A 19,606-nucleotide genomic window follows, 5' to 3' on the forward strand; every position below is an offset into this window, starting at 1 on the left:
TTCGTCCCTTGCTTCCATTTCGCCCTTGCCTCCATTTCTCTGGGTGCTCCTGACCGCCATGCCGAACGAGCCGAGATGTTCAACACGCTGACCCGGCCGATCCTTGTCGCGTTGTTCCTCGCAGCAATAGGCAGCCTGACCGCCTGCAAGATCCTGCCGACGCCGTCGGCGGAAAACGGCGGCACTGGCTCCGCATTCGATCCCGACAAGATGGTCGAGGACATCTGGGCGGCGAAAGTCATACCCTATCTGCAGCAGAAGGCCGGGCCGTTTGCCGAGGTTCACACCTTGGCCAAGACCGATCCCGCCGCTGCCGGCGCCAAATACGGCAACCCGAAGAAGCAGGCGAATTCGCCATGGACCTTCGCCGTTCGGATCGAGGGCAAGGTCGTGGCAGCCAACACACAGTCACGCGCGGCGACGATGGACGTCGATGCCGACGGCGACGGCAAGGCGGACGCGCGGGTGCAGATCGGACCCGCAATGCGCGGAACCGCGCTGCGCGACAGCCTCGACTTCATCCAGTTCAACGATTTCACCAACCAGATCGACTTCGCCCAGTTCGGCAAGGCTTTCAACGCCTATGCCGACAAGACCGTGCTTTCCAAGCTGCCGCGCGAGGCACTCGAGGGCCGCAGCGTCGAGGTACTTGGCGCCTATACGCCGGGCAGTGGCCAGGACCTGCCGCTGGTGACGCCGGCGGAGGCAAAGATCGGGCCGAAGTCATGAGCGGCGATCAAGATGTCATCCTGAAGCTGGAGGACGTCTCGAAAGTCTATTCCGGCACCGTCGCGGTCAAGCGGGCGAATTTCGAGGTGCGCAAAGGCGCGGTCAACGTGCTGGTCGGCGAAAACGGAGCCGGCAAATCGACGCTGATGAAGATCATCGCCGGCGTCGAGCAACCGACGCTCGGGCGCATCCTGCTGGACGGCGAGGAGGTTTCATTCTCGTCTTCCGGTGATGCCGTGAGCCGCGGCATCGGCATGGTTTTCCAGGAGCTGAATCTGTTCGGCAATCTGACTGTCGCCGAAAATATTTTCGCCACCCGCGAGATCACCAACCGCTTCCGCAAGATCGACCGCAAGGAGCAGGAGCGCCGTGCGGCGGAGTTCCTTGAACGCCTGGAAGCCGGCATCCGGCCCGACATGCTGGTCGAGGATCTGCGCATCGGCCAGCAGCAGTTGGTCGAGATCGCCAAGGCGGTTTCGCTCGATGCGCGCATCCTGATCATGGATGAACCGACCTCGGCGCTCAGCGCGGCGGAAGTCGAGATACTGTTCAAGGTGATTGCCGACCTCAAGGCACGCGGCGTGGCAATCGTCTACATCTCGCACCGGCTCGAGGAACTGATCCGCATCGGCGACACCATCACGGTGCTGCGCGACGGCCGCATCACCGGCCAGGCGGAGATGAAAGACGTCGACACCCAGTGGATCGTGCGGCAGATGATCGGCTCGGATGCCAAGGACTTCGCCAAGGCCGACGGCCATGTGCCGGGCGAGGAAATATTCCGCGCCGAGGACATCTGCCTGCCGCGCGTCACCGGCGGGCTTGCGGTCGATCACGTCTCGCTGTCGCTGCGCGCCGGCGAAATTCTCGGCATCTATGGCCTGATGGGCGCCGGACGCAGCGAGCTGTTCGACTGCATCATGGGCCGCCACGGCCATTCGACGGGCACGATATTCATTGCCGGCAAAAAAGTGCACGAGCGCGACACGACGCGGCGCATCCGGCGCGGCCTGGCGCTGATCCCCGAAGACCGCCAGCGCGAAGGGCTGGTGTCGATCCTCTCCGTCGCCAGCAATCTGACGCTGGCCAGCCTGTCGCGGTTCGTGCGCCTGTTCCACATTCGTGGTGCCGCCGAACGACAGGCGGTGACCCAGACGGTGCGCGAACTGGCGATCAAGGTCGCCGATCCGGCGCAGGAAGTCTCGTCGCTGTCAGGCGGCAACCAGCAGAAGGTGGTGATCGGCAAGGCGCTGCTCACCGGGCCGAAGGTGCTGTTGATGGACGAGCCCAGCCGCGGCATCGACGTCGGCGCCAAGGCCGACGTGTTCCGCACCATGCGCAAGCTGTCGCGCGACGGCCTGGGGATTCTGTTTGCCACCTCCGATCTCGACGAAGTGATGGCGTTGTCCGACCGCATCGCGGTGATGAGCAATGGAAAACTGACCGGCATGTTCGACCGCGCCGACGCGACGGAGGCCGCACTCGTCGCTGCCTCCGCCTTCGGCCACGGACCGGTCCCGCACGGAGAGCAAGACGCATGACTGACATCCCAGCCAAGGCGGCGGTCAACTCCATGTCGGGCGGCTCGGTCCTGCTGACGCTGATGAAGGCGAGGACGTTCATCGCGCTGATCGCCGTGCTGTTATTCTTCTCGATAGCCGCCCCCAATTTCCTATCGGCCGCCAATCTTATCCTGATGTCGAAGCATGTGGCGCTGAACGCATTCCTCGCAATGGGCATGACCTTCGTCATCATCACCGGCGGCATCGACCTGTCGGTCGGCTCGATCGTCGGCCTGTGCGGCATGGTGGCCGGCTATCTCGTGCTCAACGGCATCGACCTGCAGGTCGGCTATACCATCTATTTCAACGTCTTCGAGATCGCGCTGATCACGCTTGCCGTCGGCATATTGATCGGCGCCGTCAACGGCTTGCTGATCACCAGGCTCAACGTTGCGCCGTTCATCGCCACGCTCGGCGTGCTCTATGTCGCGCGCGGCCTGGCGCTGCTGTCGTCCGACGGCCGTACTTTCCCCAATCTCGTCGGCAAGCCGGAGCTCGGCACCACCGGATTCGGCTTTCTCGGCGCCGGCCGGTTGCTCGGCCTGCCGGTCGCGCTCTGGATTTTGCTCGTCGTTGCGCTAGGGGCGGCCTATCTCGCCAAATACACCCCGCTCGGCCGCCACATCTTCGCGGTTGGTGGCAATGAACGGGCGGCGCGGATTTCGGGCGTCCGCGTCAATATGGTGAAGATGTTCGTCTACATGTTCTCCGGCTTCTGCGCGGCGATCGTCGGGCTGATCATCTCGTCGGAGCTGATGGCGTCGCATCCGGCGACCGGAGAGAGCTTCGAGCTCAACGCCATTGCCGCGGCGGTGCTCGGCGGCACCTCGATGTCGGGCGGTCGCGGCACGATCGGCGGCACCATTGTCGGCGCCTTCGTAATCGGCATTCTTTCGGACGGGCTGGTGATGATGGGAGTGAGTTCGTTCTGGCAGATGGTGATCAAGGGCCTCGTCATCATCGTCGCCGTCGTCGTCGACCAGGCACAGCGCCGGCTGCAGAGCCGTGTCACGCTGATGCAGATGGCAAAGGCCGGCTGACATGGCGGAACTGCGTGGAGCGCTGATCGGCTGCGGCTTCTTTGCCATCAACCAGATGCATGCCTGGCGCGATATAGAGGGCGCCTCGATCACCGCCATCTGCGACCGCGATCCGGACCGGCTACGGATCATTGGCGACCAGTTCGGGGTCGCACGGCGCTATACCGACGCGGCAGCGCTGTTTGCCGGCGAAAGGCTGGATTTCGTCGACATCGCCACCACGGCACCAAGCCACAGAATGCTCGTGGAGATGGCGGCGCAGCACGGCGTTCCGGCAATCTGCCAAAAACCGTTTGCGCCGACGCTTGCCGACGCCAAGGCGATGGTAAAGGCCTGTGCTGACGCCGGCGTGCCGCTGATGGTGCATGAGAATTTTCGCTGGCAGTCGCCGATCCAGGCGGTGCGTACCGTGCTCGACAGCGGCGAAATCGGCACCCCCTTTTTCGGACGGATCTCGTTCCGCTCTGCCTATGACGTGTTTTCCGGCCAGCCTTATCTGGCGACGGGAAAGCGCTTCATCATCGAGGATCTGGGTATCCACATCCTCGACATAGCCCGCTTCCTGCTGGGCGACGTCTCGACCGTCACTGCGCGAACGGCGCGCATCAATCCCGGCATTGCCGGGGAGGACGTTGCGACGATGCTGATGGACCACACGGGCGGAGCCACTTCCGTGGTCGACTGCAGCTACGCCAGCAGGCTCGCGACAGAGCCGTTCCCCGAGACGCTGATCGAGATCGACGGCAGCGACGGCACGATCCGGCTGGCGCAGGGCTACCGCCTCACCGTCACCGGCAGGAGCGGGACAGCTGTGAGCGACGTCTCGCCGCCGCTGCTGGCCTGGGCATCACGGCCGTGGCACAACATCCAGGAAAGCGTCGTCGCCATTCAAAAGCATTGGGTCGACTGCCTGACCAAGGGAACCGAGCCCGCGACCTCGGGCGCGGACAACCTCAAGACACTAGCGCTGGTCGAGGCTGCGTACGCTGGCGCCGCAAGCCGGGAGCCGGTGCAACTCGACGCCTTGCTGAAATGACAGCCGACGCCTTCCTCCTCTACGGCACACGTGCCGTTGAAGCCGAACCGGTCAAGCTGCGCGCCGGCGCGCTGACGGCGGACTTCGTCAACGGCAATCTGCGCACCATCCGGCATGGCGGCACCGAGGTTCTGCGCGCCGTCGCCTTCATCGTCAGGGATCGCGACTGGGGCACCTACGAGCCGGCGCTCACCGATTTAATCATCGACCAGGGCGATGACGCTTTCTTCGTCAGCTATTCGGCAGGTTGTTTCGGACCAGAGGGAAGCCGGCTCGACTTCCGTGCGACCATCAAGGGCTCGGCCGATGGCCAGCTGATCTTCGACGTGAGCGCTCTTCCCGACAACGATTTCGAGACCAATCGCTGCGGCTTCTGCATCCTGCATCCAATTGCCGGGCTGGCCGGCAGCCCGGTCACGGTCGAGCATACCGATGGCAGCGTGGTCGCGACGCGGCTTCCAGAGCTGATCGATGCCTGGCAGCCTTTCAAGGATCTGCGGGCGATCACCCATGAGATCCGGCCGGGCGTCACCGCCGAATGCCGGATGCAAGGCGACACGTTCGAGATGGAGGACCAGCGCAACTGGTCGGATGCCTCCTACAAGACCTATGTCCGGCCGCTCGCGCTGCCATGGCCCTATGTGCTGCCTGCCGGCAAGACCTTCCGCCAGACCACTAGTTTGCGGATAGAGGGTCGCGGGAAAGTGCCGGCCGCTGCGGCAATCGCGGACCCAGTTCGCGTCACGCTCGGCCAAGCCGGACCGGCGCTGCCGGATGTTGGCGTGATCATCTACCCGGATGAGGTCGAGGCGGCGCTGGGCAAGCTGCCGATGCTGTGCGAGCTTGGTCCGCAGCAATTGATGTTCCACTACGACCCGACGCGTGGCCATGGGCTCGACGCCTTGCGATCCTACGCCCGGCTCGCCGCCGCCTATCCGGTCCGGACAACGCTCGAATGTGTCATTGCCGGCGACGGCGATCTCGACGCCGAGCTTTCAGGCGTCGCCGACAGGGTGCGCCAGGCCGGGCTCAAGCTTTCGGCCATTGCCGTCTCGCCTTCGGTCGACCGGCAGTCGACGCCACCGGGCAGCGCGTGGCCGCACTGCCCGCCGCTCGAAGACGTCTACGCCGCGGCGCGGCGCTCCTTTCCCGACAGCCGCCTCGGCGGCGGCATGTTCAGCTATTTCACCGAACTCAATCGCAAGCGTGTGCCGGCCGACCCGCTCGATTTCGTCACGCATTGCACCTGCCCGATCGTGCACGCCGCCGACGATCTCAGCGTCATGCAATCGCTGGAAGCATTGCCTTTCATCACGGCGTCAGTACGAACGATCTTCGGAACAATACCTTATCGGGTCGGGCCGTCGACCATTGCCATGCGCCAGAACCCTTATGGCGGCGCGACCAAGGCCAATCCCGACAATCAGCGCATTGCCATGGCCGACCGCGACCCTCGCCATGCCGGGCTGTTCGGGGCCGCATGGACGATCGGCTATGCGGCGCGCGTCGCGCCGGCCGGGCTCGAAATGCTGACGCTCTGCAGCTTCACCGGACCACTCGGCGTGCTGGCCTCGTCGGGCGAACCTGTCAAAGAAGGTACACCCCGGCCGATTTTCCACGCGGTGAAAGGACTTTGCGATCTGGCCGGCCATGCGCATGTGGCGGCGACAACGACCGATGAGACGCGGGTGCTGGCACTGGCCGGCCACTCCCAGACAGGCAAGATCATCGTCTGGCTGGCGAACCTTACTCCGGACGACCTTCCAGTCGATGTTTCCGGGCTCGGTTCCGATCAGGGTTTTCTGAATATCTGGGATGGACGAACGTCACGCCAGATTCAGCGCGACGCGTCGGGCCGAGACCGTCTTGTCATGACGCCCTACGCAATCGTCCGGATTGGCTGAAGTCACGCCGGGGTTCATGAATCGCCGCAGTTCCGCAGCGGTTGCCCGTAGCCGCAGCACTTCCGCTGCCGACTTGTCACCGGACTTGCTTTCGAAACTCGCCTGGTGCCATTCCAGTTGTCTTGGAAAAAAGACGGCTGAACGAAGCGACGTCCTGATATCCCACCCGATAGCAGATTTCTGAGACGCTCAGTTTCGTTTCCTCAAGCATGGACCTTGCCAACTCCAGCCGCCTTTCCTGGATCCATTTTCCCGGCGTTGTCTGGAGTTCGTCGAAAAACCTGCGAGACAGGGTTCGCGAAGACATCGCCAATTCGGTTGCAAGAAATTTCAAATCGATTTCTGACATCTTGTCTTTCGAGAGCTCGCGCAGCTTGTTCTCGAATGGGCTGGCGTCGTTCGAAATTTTGTCGAGAGGAAATTCGTAGGGACTCTGGAATTTGCGCGGCGGAGGAAGAACCAGAAGTTTTCGAATGATCCGCTCTTCCTTCTCGAAGCCCAGATCGATCAGCAAAGCCCTGGCGAGTTCGAGTCCGGAAAACCCGCCTCCACATGTGTAAAGGCGGTCCTGGCGAATGAGCAGGCGGGAAGCGTCCCATCGCACTTGCGGAAACCGGCGGCTTGCCTCGTTCTTCAGCCACCAGGATATCGTTGCGCGCTTGCCGTCCAACAATCCCGAAGTGGCGAGCAGATAACACGCGCCGCAATGTGCTGCGATGATTGCGTCCTGCTGCTGCGCGAGCGCGATCAGCGGTTTTGAATGCTCACTCTCCTCGTCGAGCGAGCGCAGAAGCTCCGGAATCTCGACACCCGGCATGGCAATGAGAATCAGGACATCCATTTTCCGGGATGGTTGAGCCTTTGTCGGGAAGGAAATTCCGGTGCTCGATGCCGACGGCGCGCTCCTTGAAACGAACTCACAGGAGAGAACCTGCGAACGGCAGACGTCATTCACAAGCTGAAACATTTCCACGAGCGTCGAGACGACGGCCGAATAGAAATTCGACGGCAGCCAGATCACAACGTGGAGGCCCCTGTCAGCCATTGCGGTACTCCAGTATCGTTCTCGGATGGCAAGCCTACCATAGTCTTTGCAAGAATTGCCAATCCCAGAACAAGCGCGGCGCCTCCAGGAGGGCCTATGCGGGCTTGCTGACGAAAGCGGGCCGCGGAAATCCATGGCTGGGAAGATGCAAATGCTGAAATCGTTGAATGAAAACACGCGGCACATACATCGGATTCAGACGCAACAGAAAACTGCTTCGGTCCGGGCTCAGGCTGATCTGTGGTCAGTCAGTAGGCCGAGAGCAAGGTGCCGGCCGCTGCGGTCGGGACCTTGCTCTTGATTTTCAGCTGCCGGAGTTCATCACGTAAAGCGCACGCGAGCGTTCGAGGTGCTTGATCATCGCCTTCTCGGCGCCATCCGCATCCTTGGCCTCGATGCGTCCGATGATCTCTTCGTGCTCGGTCAGCGTGAACTTTTCCTTGCCAGTCCAGATCAGCATTTCGGTGTGGTATTCCTTTAGCCAGCCAAGCATTGCCTCGCTGACGGCGACATAGATCGGATTGCCGGATATTGCCGCGATCTGGGTGTGGAATTTCATGTCGGCGGATATAAAGGCTTCCGAGTCGCCACGATGGCTGCGCTGCTCGGCAACCGTTGCCCGCAACCGCTGCACGTCCTCGGCGGTTGCCTTCTCCGCGGCTTCCCTGACCATGCCGCGCTCGAAGAAGATACGCGCGTTCTTGAGGTGCTCCAGCGTGTCCTTCGACGACGACAGGATGATCTTGGCGGCACCGTCGACCTGTTTGATGATCGACTTGGCGGTCAGCTGCAGCACTTTCGCCCGCTCGCCATGCGAGATCGCGACAAGGCCCATATTGCTCAACGCCTGCATTGCCTCGCGGATCGCCGGCCTGCCGACCTCGAAGCGCTCCATCAATTCGCGCTCCGACGGCATGTCGTCACCCGGCAGCAATTCGCCGCTGGTGATCAGGCGCTTCAGTCTCAAGAATACTTCGTCGGAAAGCTTGCGCCGGACGATCGGCTCCGAACGGTTCATCGTCGCGAATCACTCCTTTGACCGGCCCCTACCTAGCATTTCCGCCGTGAATTCCGGAACGCCTGCTGCCGGCTCGCCCTTACCGCCAAGCCGGATAGGGCTTGCAAAGCTTATGTACTCATTATACCAGATTTCAAGGGCCAAGGAACCTTTTTCGAACCACCCGGCAGGCCGCGCGAATATGATTGTTCTCACCTATCGCATCGAAACGCCGGGCAATATCGAGGCGCTGGCGGCCAAGATCGCAAGCGACCAGTCGACCGGAACCTTCGTCGCGCTGGCCGGCGAGACCGAAGAGCTCAAGGCCAGGGTCGCAGCGCGAGTCCTGGCGATACGGCATCTGCCGGATGCGGATCGGCCGTCTCTTCCCGAAACCGGTCCCGAAGCGCGCAACGGCCCGGTCAAGCGCGCCGACGTCGACATCGCCTTTCCGCTGGACGCCATCGGCACCGACCTGTCGGCGCTGATGACCATCGTCATCGGCGGCACCTTTTCGATCAAGGGCCTGTCCGGCATTCGTGTCGTCGACATGAGGCTACCCGAGGAGTACCGGGGCGCGCATCCGGGCCCGCAATTCGGCGTCACGGGCAGCCGCAGGCTGACCGGTGTCGTGGATCGTCCGATCATCGGGACCATCGTCAAGCCGGCGCTGGGACTCCGCCCGTACGAGACGGCCGCAATGGTGCAAGAGCTGATTGCGGCCGGCGTCGACTTCATCAAGGACGACGAGAAGCTGATGAGCCCGGCCTATTCGCCGCTGTCGGAGCGGGTGAGGGCAATCATGCCGCTGATCCTCGACCACGAGCAGAAGACCGGTAAGAAGGTCATGTATGCCTTCGGCATTTCACATGCCGATCCCGACGAGATGATGCGAAACCACGATCTGGTGGCAAAGGCCGGCGGCAATTGCGCGGTGGTCAATATCAATTCGATCGGTTTCGGCGGCATGGCTTACCTTCGAAAACGCTCCAGCCTTGTGCTCCATGCCCACCGCAATGGCTGGGACATTCTCACCCGTCATCCCGGCCTTGGCATGGATTTCAGGGTCTGGCAGCAGTTCTGGCGCCTGCTTGGCGTCGACCAGTTCCAGATCAACGGCATCGCCTCAAAATACTGGGAACCCGACTGGTCCTTCGTCGAATCCTTCAAGGCGGTGACCACGCCGATCTTTTCGCCAGCCGATTGCGCATTGCCGGTCGCCGGCTCCGGCCAGTGGGGCGGGCAGGCGCCTGAAACCTTCCAGCGAACCGGCCGGACGGTCGATCTTCTCTATCTCTGCGGCGGTGGCATCGTCAGCCACCCGGACGGGCCGGGCGCCGGCGTGCGCGCCGTGCAGCAGGCCTGGCAGGCGGCGGTCCAGGACATTTCGTTGGCGGATTATGCCTTGAGCCATGTCGAGCTGGCGCGGTCGATCGAGAAGTTCGGCGGCGGCGAGGCGGCCTGACGCCATGCAAAACCTGCTTCTGAGTTACTATGGCGACGACCTGACCGGCTCGACCGACGTTATGGAGGCGCTCGAGCTCGGCGGCGTGCCGACCGTCCTGTTCATGCGCCAGCCGGACGAGGCGCTGCTTTCGCAATTTGCGCATTGCCGCGCCCTTGGGCTGGCCGGCACCAGCCGCAGCGAGACGCCGCAGTGGATGGACACGCATCTGCGAGATGCCTTCGCCTGGCTGAAGACCGTCAACGCCGAGATCTGCCACTACAAGGTCTGCTCGACCTTCGATTCCAGCCCGGCAATCGGCAGCATCGGCCGGGCGATCGAAATCGGCCGCTCGGTTTTCCGGCAAGAGGGCGTGCCGCTGGTGGTCGGCGCGCCGCAGCTGAAGCGCTACACCGCCTTCGGTCATCTGTTCGCGGCCTATCGCGAAAAATATTTCCGCATCGACCGCCATCCCGTGATGAGCCGCCATCCGACCACGCCGATGGACGAATCCGACCTGCTGATCCATCTGTCGCGCCAGACCAGCCTCGCCTCGGGCCTGGTCGACCTGGCGACGCTGCAGTCTGCGTCGCGGTCGAAAGCATTCGACCGGCTTGTGGAGAATGGCTCAGGTATTGTGCTTGTCGATGTCGATAGCCTGGAAACCCAGGCACTTGCCGGCAAGGAGATTTGGCGCGCTCGCAAGCCGGGCGGTTATTTCGTCGTCGGCTCTTCAGGCATCGAATATGCCTTGCTGGTCGAATGGGCAGCGAACCGGATCGTGGATACCACATCCGCCTTTTCGCCGCCGGGCGCTGCCGACAGGATCGCCGTGGTCTCGGGGAGCTGCTCGCCGACGACGGAACGACAGATCCGTTATGCTCTGGCCGACGGCTTCGACGGGATCGAGCTCGACCCAGTCGAACTGGTTTCTGAGGCTTCGAACGACGCGATTGCGCGCGCGGTGGCAACCGGCCGCTCCAGCCTACGGGCCGGGCGCAGCGTCATCCTCTACACCGCGCTCGGGCCTGCGGCCGACCGCGGTGCAGAAATCGATCTCCGGGAAGGCGCCCGCCATAAGCTCGGCCACGGCCTTGGCGAGGTTCTCCGCGAACTGACGCTTCAAGAGAAGCTACTGCGCGTGGTCATCGCCGGCGGCGACACGTCGAGCCATGCACTTGGCCAGATGGGCGTAGACGCGCTGACTGTGCGAATGCCGCTGCCGGCATCGCCGGGCTCGCCACTTTGTGTGGCGCATTCAAGCATTAAGGCGATCGATGGGCTGGAAATTGCCCTCAAGGGTGGGCAGGTCGGAACCGACCGCTATTTCTCCGCTATTCGCGATGGGGTCGGCGGTTGAGAGCGGGGAATGTCAGGTCAAATCGGTGATGCTCGATCGGGATCGAGGATACTAGCCGGCAAACCAGAAATCTCAGGCGTTCAGATCAGCGGCAATGCCACTCATCACGCTATCTGCCCATTGTCCTGCCTGGATGATACTGACGGGCGTAGGCGACACAGGCGTCTACCGTGCTGACACAGAGCGCATCGCGGTTGTTCGGCAGGTTGTTGTCGCCGGCGTAGGCAACCTCGGCAACATGACCGTCAACCATTCGAATTTGCGTGTTGCAATAGCCGCCGGGGGCGACGTTGACGGAACCCCCCAACGCCGGGACGGGGCCAATGGCCACGGTCGGAACGACAATGTTGAGATTGCCGCGTTGAACGACGCGCTGATAGGTCCAGATCTGGCCGGATTTGCCGACATCGGCAGTGGCGGTAGGAAAGCCGGCGCACATTCGAACGTCCGCCTCGCTAAGGCCGACCATCTCCCTGCGGGCTGCCGCCGCCGTGGCGTCTTCCTTCGCAGTGCTCGACGTGTCGTCGGGCATGACGCAGGAAGACAGGATGGCGGCGCTTGCCGATAGAAGGAGAAGGGCAAGCTTTCGGGTGTGGAAAGATGTCATACCAACTTCGGATTGCACGGGAGGCCCGAATGCCAACCTAGGAAGTGGGCCAATCGAGTCAACCGGCAGAAAATTCACGAAGTCGTTGGTCCGCCATTCCGCCGCACGCATCTGCTGGAAGAGGTTAGGCTGCCGCCGTGACCCTCGCGCCCTATCTTCCGCCTGGGCATCGGATTTCCAAATCCGACCCCTTCTTGTCAGATGTACTGGCGCACGGTGCTGTGACTTTGGTTCGGCCGACGGTGTGCTAGTTTCCAGCCAATTGCTCCGGAGACGTCATGCCTATCAAGCTGCAAGAAATCGCCCTCGCTCTTCTGCTGTTGGTTGCCGGAACTGGGTTCGGTCATGCGGAGACGGCCCAGCGGCCGCCGCCCACAGGCGGGGTTCTCTCGCTCCTGCCACCGCCGCAGACTTCCGATCATTCGATCGTCATTGCCGGACGCACGCTCGATTACGAGGCCAAGGCCGGCACGCTGTCATTGCCGTCCGGCAAAGGCGATATCACCGCCGAGATTTTCTATGTCGCCTATGCTCTGCACGCAGGGAAAGAAACGGGACCGGATCCGCGTCGCCCGATCACCTTCGTGTTCAATGGCGGTCCGGGAGCAGCTTCCGCCTATCTCCATCTCGGCGCGCTCGGTCCGCGGGTTCTGGCGACAGCGGCCGATGGAAGTTTCCTGCCGTCGCCGCAGAGGCTGTTCGATAACCCCGACACCTGGCTCGACATGACCGACCTGGTCTTTGTGGACCCTGTCGGAACCGGTTACAGCCGTGAAGCGCCCGGCACGGAAGCACACAGCTTCTGGGGCGTCAGCCAGGACGCCGCGTCGATAGGCGCGTTTATCCGACTCTATCTGGCGCAGACGAACCGTACGGCATCGCCTGTCTTCCTGGCTGGCGAAAGCTATGGCGGCTTTCGAGCAGCATTGCTCGCCAGGAAGCTTCAGGAAGACATCGGCATCAGCCCGAGTGGTGTCGTGCTGATTTCGCCGGCGCTCGAATTCACGCTGGTGCGCCCGGACGAGTTCCAGCCGCTCCACTGGGCGCTGGAACTGCCGTCGCTGGCGGCAGTGCGCCTACACAGCGAAGGCGTTTCCGGCCCGGCCCTGCAGGAGCGGCTGGCGGAAGTCGAACGCTATGCGCTCGGCGATTATCTGGCCGCGCTGGCCGGTGGGCTGGAGCAGGGTGGACGCCTGGCGAGCCAGCGTGTCGCCGCAATCACCGGTCTGCCGCTCGATCTCGTCCAGCGGCACTTTGCACGCATTCCCATAGGGCTGTTCGCCAAGGAGTTTGCACGGGCAAAGGGCAATGTTCTCAGCGCCTATGACGGCAACATCGCGACAGCGGACGTGGCGCCAGAGAGCCTGGGAGTCGAGGGTCCCGATCCGGTGCTCGACCGAAGCGTGCCGGCGCTCACCTCCGCTTTCGTCGGCTATGTGCGTGATGAATTGAACTTCCGCACGGATATCAGCTATCGGCTTCTCAACCGTGAAGTCAGCGGCAATTGGGACTATGGGACGAGCGCGACGCGTCAGGGCTATGCGGGTGTCATGGACGACCTTCAACAGGCGCGCGTGCTAAACCCCAGCCTCGGCGTGCTGATCGTCAACGGCTACAGCGACCTGGTGACGCCGTACATGGGCTCGCGCTACCTGCTTGGTCAAATTCCTTCGCTTGCCGGCGCAAAGCCCATTCGCACCGAGGTGCTGGAGGGCGGGCACATGATGTATCTGAGGCCGGATGGACGGGCGGCACTGAAGCAGGCCGCGTCCGAGCTTTACCGAACGACGCAATGAGACGGTTTGCCCAAAAAAGCGCCGGATACGCTGTTCGCCCTCTCATCAGGCCCTAGTTCCATCGCGATTGATCGGTTACACACCTAGGATGGCGTCTTTCAGCGACGTTCGACAAAGGATTAGCCGGCTCTCCAGAATCGCGCCACTGGTGCGGCGTGCTGCCGAGCGGGCCATTCGGAACACCAAGCCACACAGGCTGACAAGCCTTGTTGACCGTTGGAATGCGCTGTCGCTGGCAACGCAGTTCCTGCTCGCGGGCGGTCTATTTTCCCTGTCAGCCATGGTGGTGGTGGGGATTTCCGTCACGAACCATATAGAAACCGTGGTCACGCAGAATTCGGCTTCCGCAACGGCTCTTTACGTGGACAGCGTCATCGCGCCGCTGCTTCCGGATATGCGCAAGAGCGAAGTGCTCGACGAGAGCGTCGCCCACGCGCTCGATGAAACGCTGGGACAAGGGGCACTCGGCACAAGGCTCGAATCCTTCAAGCTCTGGCGTCGCGACGGAACCATCCTGTATTCGACCGACAAGACATTGATCGGCAAGCGCTTTGAACCCAGCGACAATCTCCGGGCGGCATTCGCAGGCCAAATGGTCTCGGAGTTCGACAAGCTGGACGATTCGGACAGCGAGGCCGAAAGGGCCAGCGGCTTGCATCTTCTCGAGATCTACAATCCGGTGCTGCAGCCATGGTCAGGGGAAGTGGTGGCCGTTTCAGAATTCTACGAGGTCGCCACTGATTTTGAAAGAAACCTGCATCAGGCACTCATTCGAACCTGGCTGGACGTTGCCGCCGTCACAGCGGCCTTCTTTCTCGGGCTGTCGGCAATCGTGTTCCGTGGCAGCCGCATGATCAGTTCGCAGAGCCGCTCGTTGAAGCAGCGCATTGCCGAGCTTTCCGATCTGCTTGCGCAAAACAGACTGTTGAGGCTGCGGGTGCAGCGTGCCTCGCAGCGTGCCACCGCACTTAACGAACGCTATCTCAGGCGCATCGGTGCGGACTTGCACGATGGCCCGGCGCAATTGGTTGCTCTCGCGGCGCTGGGGATCGACAGCCCCGTCATTGCCGATCCCGCTACGCCGCAATCGAAGCGTGCACAGGAATTGCTGGCCATCAAAGCACATCTGGACGATGCCATGCGCGAGATCAGGAGCATCAGCAAGGGCCTTGTCCTGCCGCATATCGAGCATGCCGAACTGGGTGAAATTCTCCAGCTTGCCGTACGGGCGCACGAAGAACGAACCGGCGTCAAAGTGACACTATCGATGACCGGCGGCCATGCGCCATTGTCGCCGGCGGCCAAGATCTGCATCTTCCGCTTCGTCCAGGAGGCGCTGAACAATGGATTCCGTCATGCCGGAGGTGAAGGTCAGTCGGTCGAGAAACATTTCGACGGCGAGCGCGTTTGTATCGAAGTGGCCGACGCCGGCGCCGGCTTTGACCCGCAAATCGTGCGTCCCGAGAGGCTGGGACTCGTAGGGCTGCGCGAGCGGGTGGAAAGCCTCGGGGGCCAGTTTACCGTAACTTCCTCACAGAGTGGCACAGTCGTAAGAATGGCCCTCAACATCGTTGAAATGGGGCAGACATGACAGTAGCCATCAAGCTCGCCATCGTCGACGACCACCCGCTGTTCAGGGAAGGCGTTGTGCGCACGCTCGATCAGATCGGCGGGTTCGAGATCGTCGGTGAAGGAAGCAGCAGAGACGATGCCCTGCGGATAATCGAAGACCAGCGGCCCGACATTCTGCTGATGGACATCTCGGTTCCTGGAGGTGGCCTTGGCGTGATCGGACCGGCCCTTGAGCGGCATCCGGCACTGAAAATTGTGATGCTGACCGTTTCGGAAGAAAACCAGCACGTGATGACCGCGTTGCAGAGCGGGGCAAGGGGCTATGTTCTGAAGGGGGTCGGGTCGAGGACGTTGGCTGCGATCCTGCGCACGGTAGCGTCGGGCGAACGATATGTCTGTCCACAATTGTCGGCGCGCCTGTTGGCCGATCTCTCGGCTCAATCAAAAGAGCCGGCGAAAGCTGACGGACTTGCCGACCTCACCAGCCGCGAAAGGGAGATCCTGACGCTGGTTGCCGCGGGACTGAGCAACAAGCGGATCGGGCTTCGGCTGAACCTCCATGAAAAGACGATAAAGCACCACATGACGCGAATCCTGGCCAAGCTCAACGTCAGCAACAGGACCGAAGCTGCCATGACCTTGCGCGACGCGACTGAGCGCCGCCATCCGCCTGTTCGCGATCATGCTTGAGCCGAAATTGCCGCACTGCGCGGCCATGTGAACTGGCCCTCAGTTGATCATTCCAAGCAACCTGTCCCGATCGGAACGCGTCGCCAGGCGCCGAATGATGATGCGGCCCTCGGCATCCCGCATTTCATATTGGTCGCTGTCGATGCGTTCGCTGAGTCCGTTCGAATGCACCACGCCAATGCTCGGGCCGCTCACCTCGACCCGGTCTCCTGTGGATGCGTTGACAAAGAGTTTTGGCTTGCTATCGGGGTTTACCGCAGGGGCGGGATCAGGGAGATTGTCGTCCTGCGACTTTGCTTTGCCCTTGCCGGCACCAGCGTTCGAGTTCGAATTGCCGGAGTTTCCACCCGAATTGCCCGAATTCCCGTTCCCGTTCCCGTTCCCGCCATTGCCGTTGCCGTTCCCGCCATCTTTGGCCCAGGCAGCCTGCGGGCCATCGAACACGACGCGATAGGGGCTTACGACGAGAATGAAGGTCAAGACGACTACAGAAATGCCGACACGACGTCCTCGTGAAGATCCGGTCCTTCGTTTCCGGGTCGTCATCAATGAACTTGCCCGTCGCATGTCGGAACTCCCCTTAATCATACGGCTCTGTCGTACTGCCTCCTGTTCGAATTCGTGTGATGCTTAAAACAATGGTTTGCGTCCGGAACGTCAAGGCCCACCAGTCCCACGATGGTAACTGGTGGGTCTCGCTAGCGCAGGAAGGGACTATTTACTGCGCAAGTCTTTTGCCTTCCTTTGGTTGCGTCTCTCCGCGGTAGCGCCGACTTCCACCGTCAGCCAACAATAAATCCAATGGCCGCGACCCCGAAACACAGGCCAAATAACGGAAAAAGCAGCCAACGTGCCTGGTGAATGCTCGGGTCCATGGCGGCCTCCTGTAACAGTCGGCATCGCAACGGGGCTCCTCGGAACTCAGTTCCTGAAACTCTCGCATTTCGGGCTTTTGCGATAGCAGCCTCGGACCAAAGTTTGGCTGTGCGGGTCCTTGGTCGATAGGCTTACAGACTGAAGTCCCTATGCCAGGAGCCTGCCCTGCATTCGGCGACCTTTGTGTCCAACTGGCAGCTGCGATCCACCGCCCCTTCGAATGCTTTGCGTTTCTGGCTCTATGGCAGCAACGCCGTTGGTCTACTGCCGCATCGTTGAAACGCCACCAATGCAGACCCATATGCGAATTGCGTCGGATGTCTCCTCCCATTGCGTCCGGCGCGTTCCCCTCTGGAGGTTATAGACCTTCACACTTGGCCGGGCTTAACAACCCGGCCTTTTCTTTTGGCATTTGTATAATCGCCTGATGGCCCTAGTTTGCGAGACATCGGTAAAATCGATTTGCAAATGCATTCAAGTGCCCATAGCCTGTCACCATGAGCACGATTTCCAAAGTTGCCACGCGAGCGGGCGTGTCGCGCACGACCGTGTCGCATGTCATCAACCATGCGGACCGGGTATCGAAATCGCTGCGTGAGCGCGTACAAGCGGCGATCGACGAACTCGGCTACACCCCGAACCCGCAGGCGCAGAGCCTGCGCACCGGCCGTACCAACATTATCGCGATGCTGATCCCGGACATCCGCAACCCGTTCTATCCGGAGCTGGTGAAAACGGCGCAGTCGACGCTCGAAGTGGTCGGCCTCGACATGCTGATCTTCAACACCGACGTGCCGGGCGGACATTCACAGGATCACGGCCGCGAGTATTTGCGCCAGATCGGTCGCAAGCGGGTCGACGGCGTCATCGTTGCCGACTTCGCGCTGCACGGCATGCACAGCGAACTGCTCAGCCTCGATCTGCCCGCCGTCTTCATCGGCCATCTGCCGAACCATGCTGTCGACAGCGTCCAGCTGGACGATTTCGGCGGCGGCTATCTGATGGGCGAGTATCTGGCGAAGAGGGGCCATCGCCGCGTCGCCCATGTCACCGGGCCATCCTTTTTCAAGGAGGCGATGGCGCGCGCCGCCGGTTTCGAAAAAGGGCTCGCCGACAATGGCGTGCCAATCTCCGCCGATCTGCGGTTCGAGGGAAGCTATCTTGCCCCGTCAGGGCGGGAAGCGGTCACCTGGCTCAGGGAGAAGCACGGCGGAAACCTGCCGTCGGCGATGTTCTTCGCCAATTATCTGATGGCCTCCGGTGCGCTGACCGAATTCTACGACCATGGGATCAATATCCCTCAGGATATCGCCATCGCAGTCTTCGATGACCTGCCTCAACTGGAATATGTCAGGCCGAAGCTGACCTGTGTCGGCAACAGTCCGACAATGCTTGCCAAGCGCGCCACGGAAATGCTGCTCGAACGGCTGGGCGGCAAAGTCGAGGGCGCGCCGCGCACCGAAGTGATCCCATGCGCGTTGAGCCCATTCGACAGCGCGTGACGCCAGATGCCGGCAAAGGGAACGGAGGTCCCTTCGCCAACGTTCGACCGAACAACATCCAAGGGAGGAATTGATGACTGACAAAACGACCCGCGACCGGCCATTGGCCAGCCTGAATCGCCGTCGGCTGATCCAGGGCGGCGCCACTTTCGCTGCCGCCGGCCTCACAGGCTTCCCGTTCATCAACAGGATGGCCGTGCGCGCTCAGGAAGCGCCGCTGAAATTCTGGCAGTTCTATGCGCCTGGCGGAGACGTGAAGCCGCAGGTCCAGTGGTTCGAGAAGCTGGTGGCCGACTGGAACGACGGCCACGACCAGAAGGTCGAGCTCGAATATGTCGTCAACAGCGAGTACATCTCCGGTTCCAAGCTGGCAACGGCCTTCGCGTCGGGCGAGGGTCCTGACATCTTCCTCATCAGCCCCGGCGATTTCCTGCGTTATTACAATGGCGGCGTGCTTGCCGACCTGACGCCGCATATCGAGGATGCCGCCAAAGCCGATTTCCCGGAAAGCGTCATCGCCAACCGCATGGTGGACGGCAAGATCTACGGTGTGCCGATGGAAGTCGAGCCGATGGCCTTCTACTATTCGGTCAAAGCCTTCGAGGATGCAAAGCTCAACGAGAACGACGTGCCGAAGACCTGGGACGAGCTGTTGGCGGTCGCCAAAAAGCTGACGACGCCCAGTCGCTACGGCGTGCTGTTCGAAACGACTCCCGGCTATTACCAGAACTTCACCTGGTATCCGTTCCTGTGGCAGGGCGGCGGCGAATTCCAGGGCAAGGACGGCAAGAGCGCCTTCGATTCGCCGGCCACCGTCCAGGCGCTGAAACTCTGGCAGGATGCCATCAATACCGGCGTGGCGCCGCGTCAAGTGGTCGGCGGTGGTTTCGACATAGTCGCCAATCTCGGGGCAGGGCTGTGCGCCATGCAGAACTGCGGCATCTGGGGCATTTCGGCGATGGACAACAACGCCAAGGACGTGCCCTACGGCATCTTCAAATTGCCGACACCGGCCAATGGCAAATACGTCACCGTCGGCGGTGGCTGGGCCTTTGTCGCGAATGCCGGAGGCAAGAACCCGGATGCTTCCGCCCAGTTCTGCGCCTGGGCGCTGGCCTCAATGGATCCGGCATCGATCGACCGGGTCGTCAACTGGTGCACTGTCGCCAAGAGCGACATGCCGCCGCGCAACAGCGCGCTGAAGGCCGGCGCCGATGTCTTCAGCACCGGCAAGTTCGGCACCTTCGCCAAGGAGATCCATCCGGGGACGCGCGCCGAGCCGCGGGTTCCGCCGGAGGCCTACAAGATCATCTCCGACGCCATCCAGTCGGCACAGCTTGGCGGGGTTGATGCCCAGCAGGCGGCGACGACGGCCAGTCAGCAACTCGATGCGTTCCTCGCTTCCTATTCCGGCGCGCCGATCCTTTAGGCCCCCTTTCCAGCATG

16 protein-coding genes are annotated in these 19,606 nt (G+C 62.0%); 12 read left to right on the forward strand and 4 right to left on the reverse strand.

Going from position 1 to position 19,606, the window contains the following annotated elements; all coding sequences use genetic code 11:
- Positions 1-75: 75 nt before the first annotated feature.
- The 5 genes from NKH49_RS16845 to apnL are packed head-to-tail and all read left to right on the forward strand — an operon-like array spanning position 76 to position 6,271.
- A complete protein-coding gene (locus tag NKH49_RS16845) occupies positions 76-729 on the forward strand; it encodes a DUF2291 family protein (RefSeq protein ID WP_352469589.1) in 654 nt (217 codons plus the stop codon).
- The gene (locus NKH49_RS16850; RefSeq protein ID WP_352926814.1) at positions 726-2,270 is read left to right on the forward strand and encodes a sugar ABC transporter ATP-binding protein; all 1,545 of its coding nucleotides are present in this window, start codon (positions 726-728) and stop codon (positions 2,268-2,270) included. The genes NKH49_RS16845 and NKH49_RS16850 overlap by 4 nt, the downstream gene beginning before the upstream one ends.
- On the forward strand, positions 2,267-3,331 hold the full coding sequence (locus NKH49_RS16855; protein ID WP_023675478.1) for an ABC transporter permease: 1,065 nt from the start codon (positions 2,267-2,269) through the stop codon (positions 3,329-3,331). The genes NKH49_RS16850 and NKH49_RS16855 overlap by 4 nt, the downstream gene beginning before the upstream one ends.
- Position 3,332: 1 nt before the next feature.
- Entirely contained in the window at positions 3,333-4,367 is a 1,035-nt protein-coding gene (locus NKH49_RS16860; protein ID WP_352926817.1) for a Gfo/Idh/MocA family protein, read from the forward strand.
- Positions 4,364-6,271, forward strand: a complete 1,908-nt coding sequence (apnL, locus tag NKH49_RS16865; protein ID WP_352539315.1) for a D-apionate lactonase — start codon at positions 4,364-4,366, stop codon at positions 6,269-6,271. The genes NKH49_RS16860 and apnL overlap by 4 nt, the downstream gene beginning before the upstream one ends.
- A 76-nt stretch (positions 6,272-6,347) precedes the next feature.
- Here apnL and NKH49_RS16870 read toward each other — a convergent pair whose 3' ends face one another.
- Both NKH49_RS16870 and NKH49_RS16875 read right to left on the reverse strand, forming a co-directional pair.
- Positions 6,348-7,316: a GlxA family transcriptional regulator gene (locus tag NKH49_RS16870; RefSeq protein WP_352469593.1), complete on the reverse strand. Its 969-nt coding sequence runs from the start codon at positions 7,314-7,316 to the stop codon at positions 6,348-6,350.
- 304 nt (positions 7,317-7,620) lie between these two features.
- Entirely contained in the window at positions 7,621-8,334 is a 714-nt protein-coding gene (locus NKH49_RS16875; RefSeq protein ID WP_292663135.1) for a transcriptional regulator NanR, read from the reverse strand.
- A gap of 181 nt (positions 8,335-8,515) precedes the next feature.
- Here NKH49_RS16875 and oiaX point away from each other — a divergent pair, with 181 nt between their 5' ends.
- Entirely contained in the window at positions 8,516-9,778 is a 1,263-nt protein-coding gene (gene oiaX / locus NKH49_RS16880; RefSeq protein WP_352926822.1) for a 3-oxo-isoapionate-4-phosphate decarboxylase OiaX, read from the forward strand.
- 4 nt (positions 9,779-9,782) lie between these two features.
- The gene (locus NKH49_RS16885; protein WP_352926825.1) at positions 9,783-11,117 is read left to right on the forward strand and encodes a four-carbon acid sugar kinase family protein; all 1,335 of its coding nucleotides are present in this window, start codon (positions 9,783-9,785) and stop codon (positions 11,115-11,117) included.
- A 109-nt stretch (positions 11,118-11,226) separates the two neighbouring features.
- On the opposite strand, the gene NKH49_RS16890 is transcribed toward NKH49_RS16885, so the two are convergent.
- Positions 11,227-11,724 carry a hypothetical protein gene (locus NKH49_RS16890; RefSeq protein ID WP_352469597.1) on the reverse strand — a complete coding sequence of 166 codons (498 nt, stop codon included), beginning with the start codon at positions 11,722-11,724 and terminating at the stop codon, positions 11,227-11,229.
- 278 nt (positions 11,725-12,002) lie between these two features.
- Between NKH49_RS16890 and NKH49_RS16895 the strand changes: the two genes are divergently transcribed.
- The 3 genes from NKH49_RS16895 (at position 12,003) to NKH49_RS16905 (ending at position 15,782) form a co-directional block, all read left to right on the forward strand.
- A complete protein-coding gene (locus NKH49_RS16895) occupies positions 12,003-13,520 on the forward strand; it encodes a S10 family peptidase (protein ID WP_352469598.1) in 1,518 nt (505 codons plus the stop codon).
- A gap of 148 nt (positions 13,521-13,668) precedes the next feature.
- Positions 13,669-15,111 carry a sensor histidine kinase gene (locus tag NKH49_RS16900; protein ID WP_352926828.1) on the forward strand — a complete coding sequence of 481 codons (1,443 nt, stop codon included), beginning with the start codon at positions 13,669-13,671 and terminating at the stop codon, positions 15,109-15,111.
- Complete coding sequence (locus tag NKH49_RS16905) at positions 15,108-15,782, forward strand: LuxR C-terminal-related transcriptional regulator (protein ID WP_352448141.1); 675 nt, start codon at positions 15,108-15,110, stop codon at positions 15,780-15,782. The genes NKH49_RS16900 and NKH49_RS16905 overlap by 4 nt, the downstream gene beginning before the upstream one ends.
- Positions 15,783-15,821: 39 nt before the next feature.
- On the opposite strand, the gene NKH49_RS16910 is transcribed toward NKH49_RS16905, so the two are convergent.
- Positions 15,822-16,262, reverse strand: coding sequence for a hypothetical protein (locus NKH49_RS16910; RefSeq protein ID WP_352918185.1), 441 nt, complete (start codon positions 16,260-16,262; stop codon positions 15,822-15,824).
- Between the two features lie 893 nt (positions 16,263-17,155).
- On the opposite strand from NKH49_RS16910, the gene NKH49_RS16915 reads away from it, so the two are divergent.
- Together NKH49_RS16915 and NKH49_RS16920 are read left to right on the forward strand one after the other, a co-directional pair.
- Positions 17,156-18,160 (forward strand): LacI family DNA-binding transcriptional regulator, encoded by a 1,005-nt coding sequence (locus tag NKH49_RS16915; protein ID WP_352918183.1) that lies wholly within the window; start codon positions 17,156-17,158, stop codon positions 18,158-18,160.
- Positions 18,161-18,233: 73 nt separating this feature from the next.
- Positions 18,234-19,589 (forward strand): ABC transporter substrate-binding protein, encoded by a 1,356-nt coding sequence (locus tag NKH49_RS16920; RefSeq protein WP_352539309.1) that lies wholly within the window; start codon positions 18,234-18,236, stop codon positions 19,587-19,589.
- Positions 19,590-19,606: the final 17 nt, after the last annotated feature.

The organism is Mesorhizobium sp. M1088 (assembly GCF_040318575.1).
GTDB lineage: Bacteria > Pseudomonadota > Alphaproteobacteria > Rhizobiales > Rhizobiaceae > Mesorhizobium.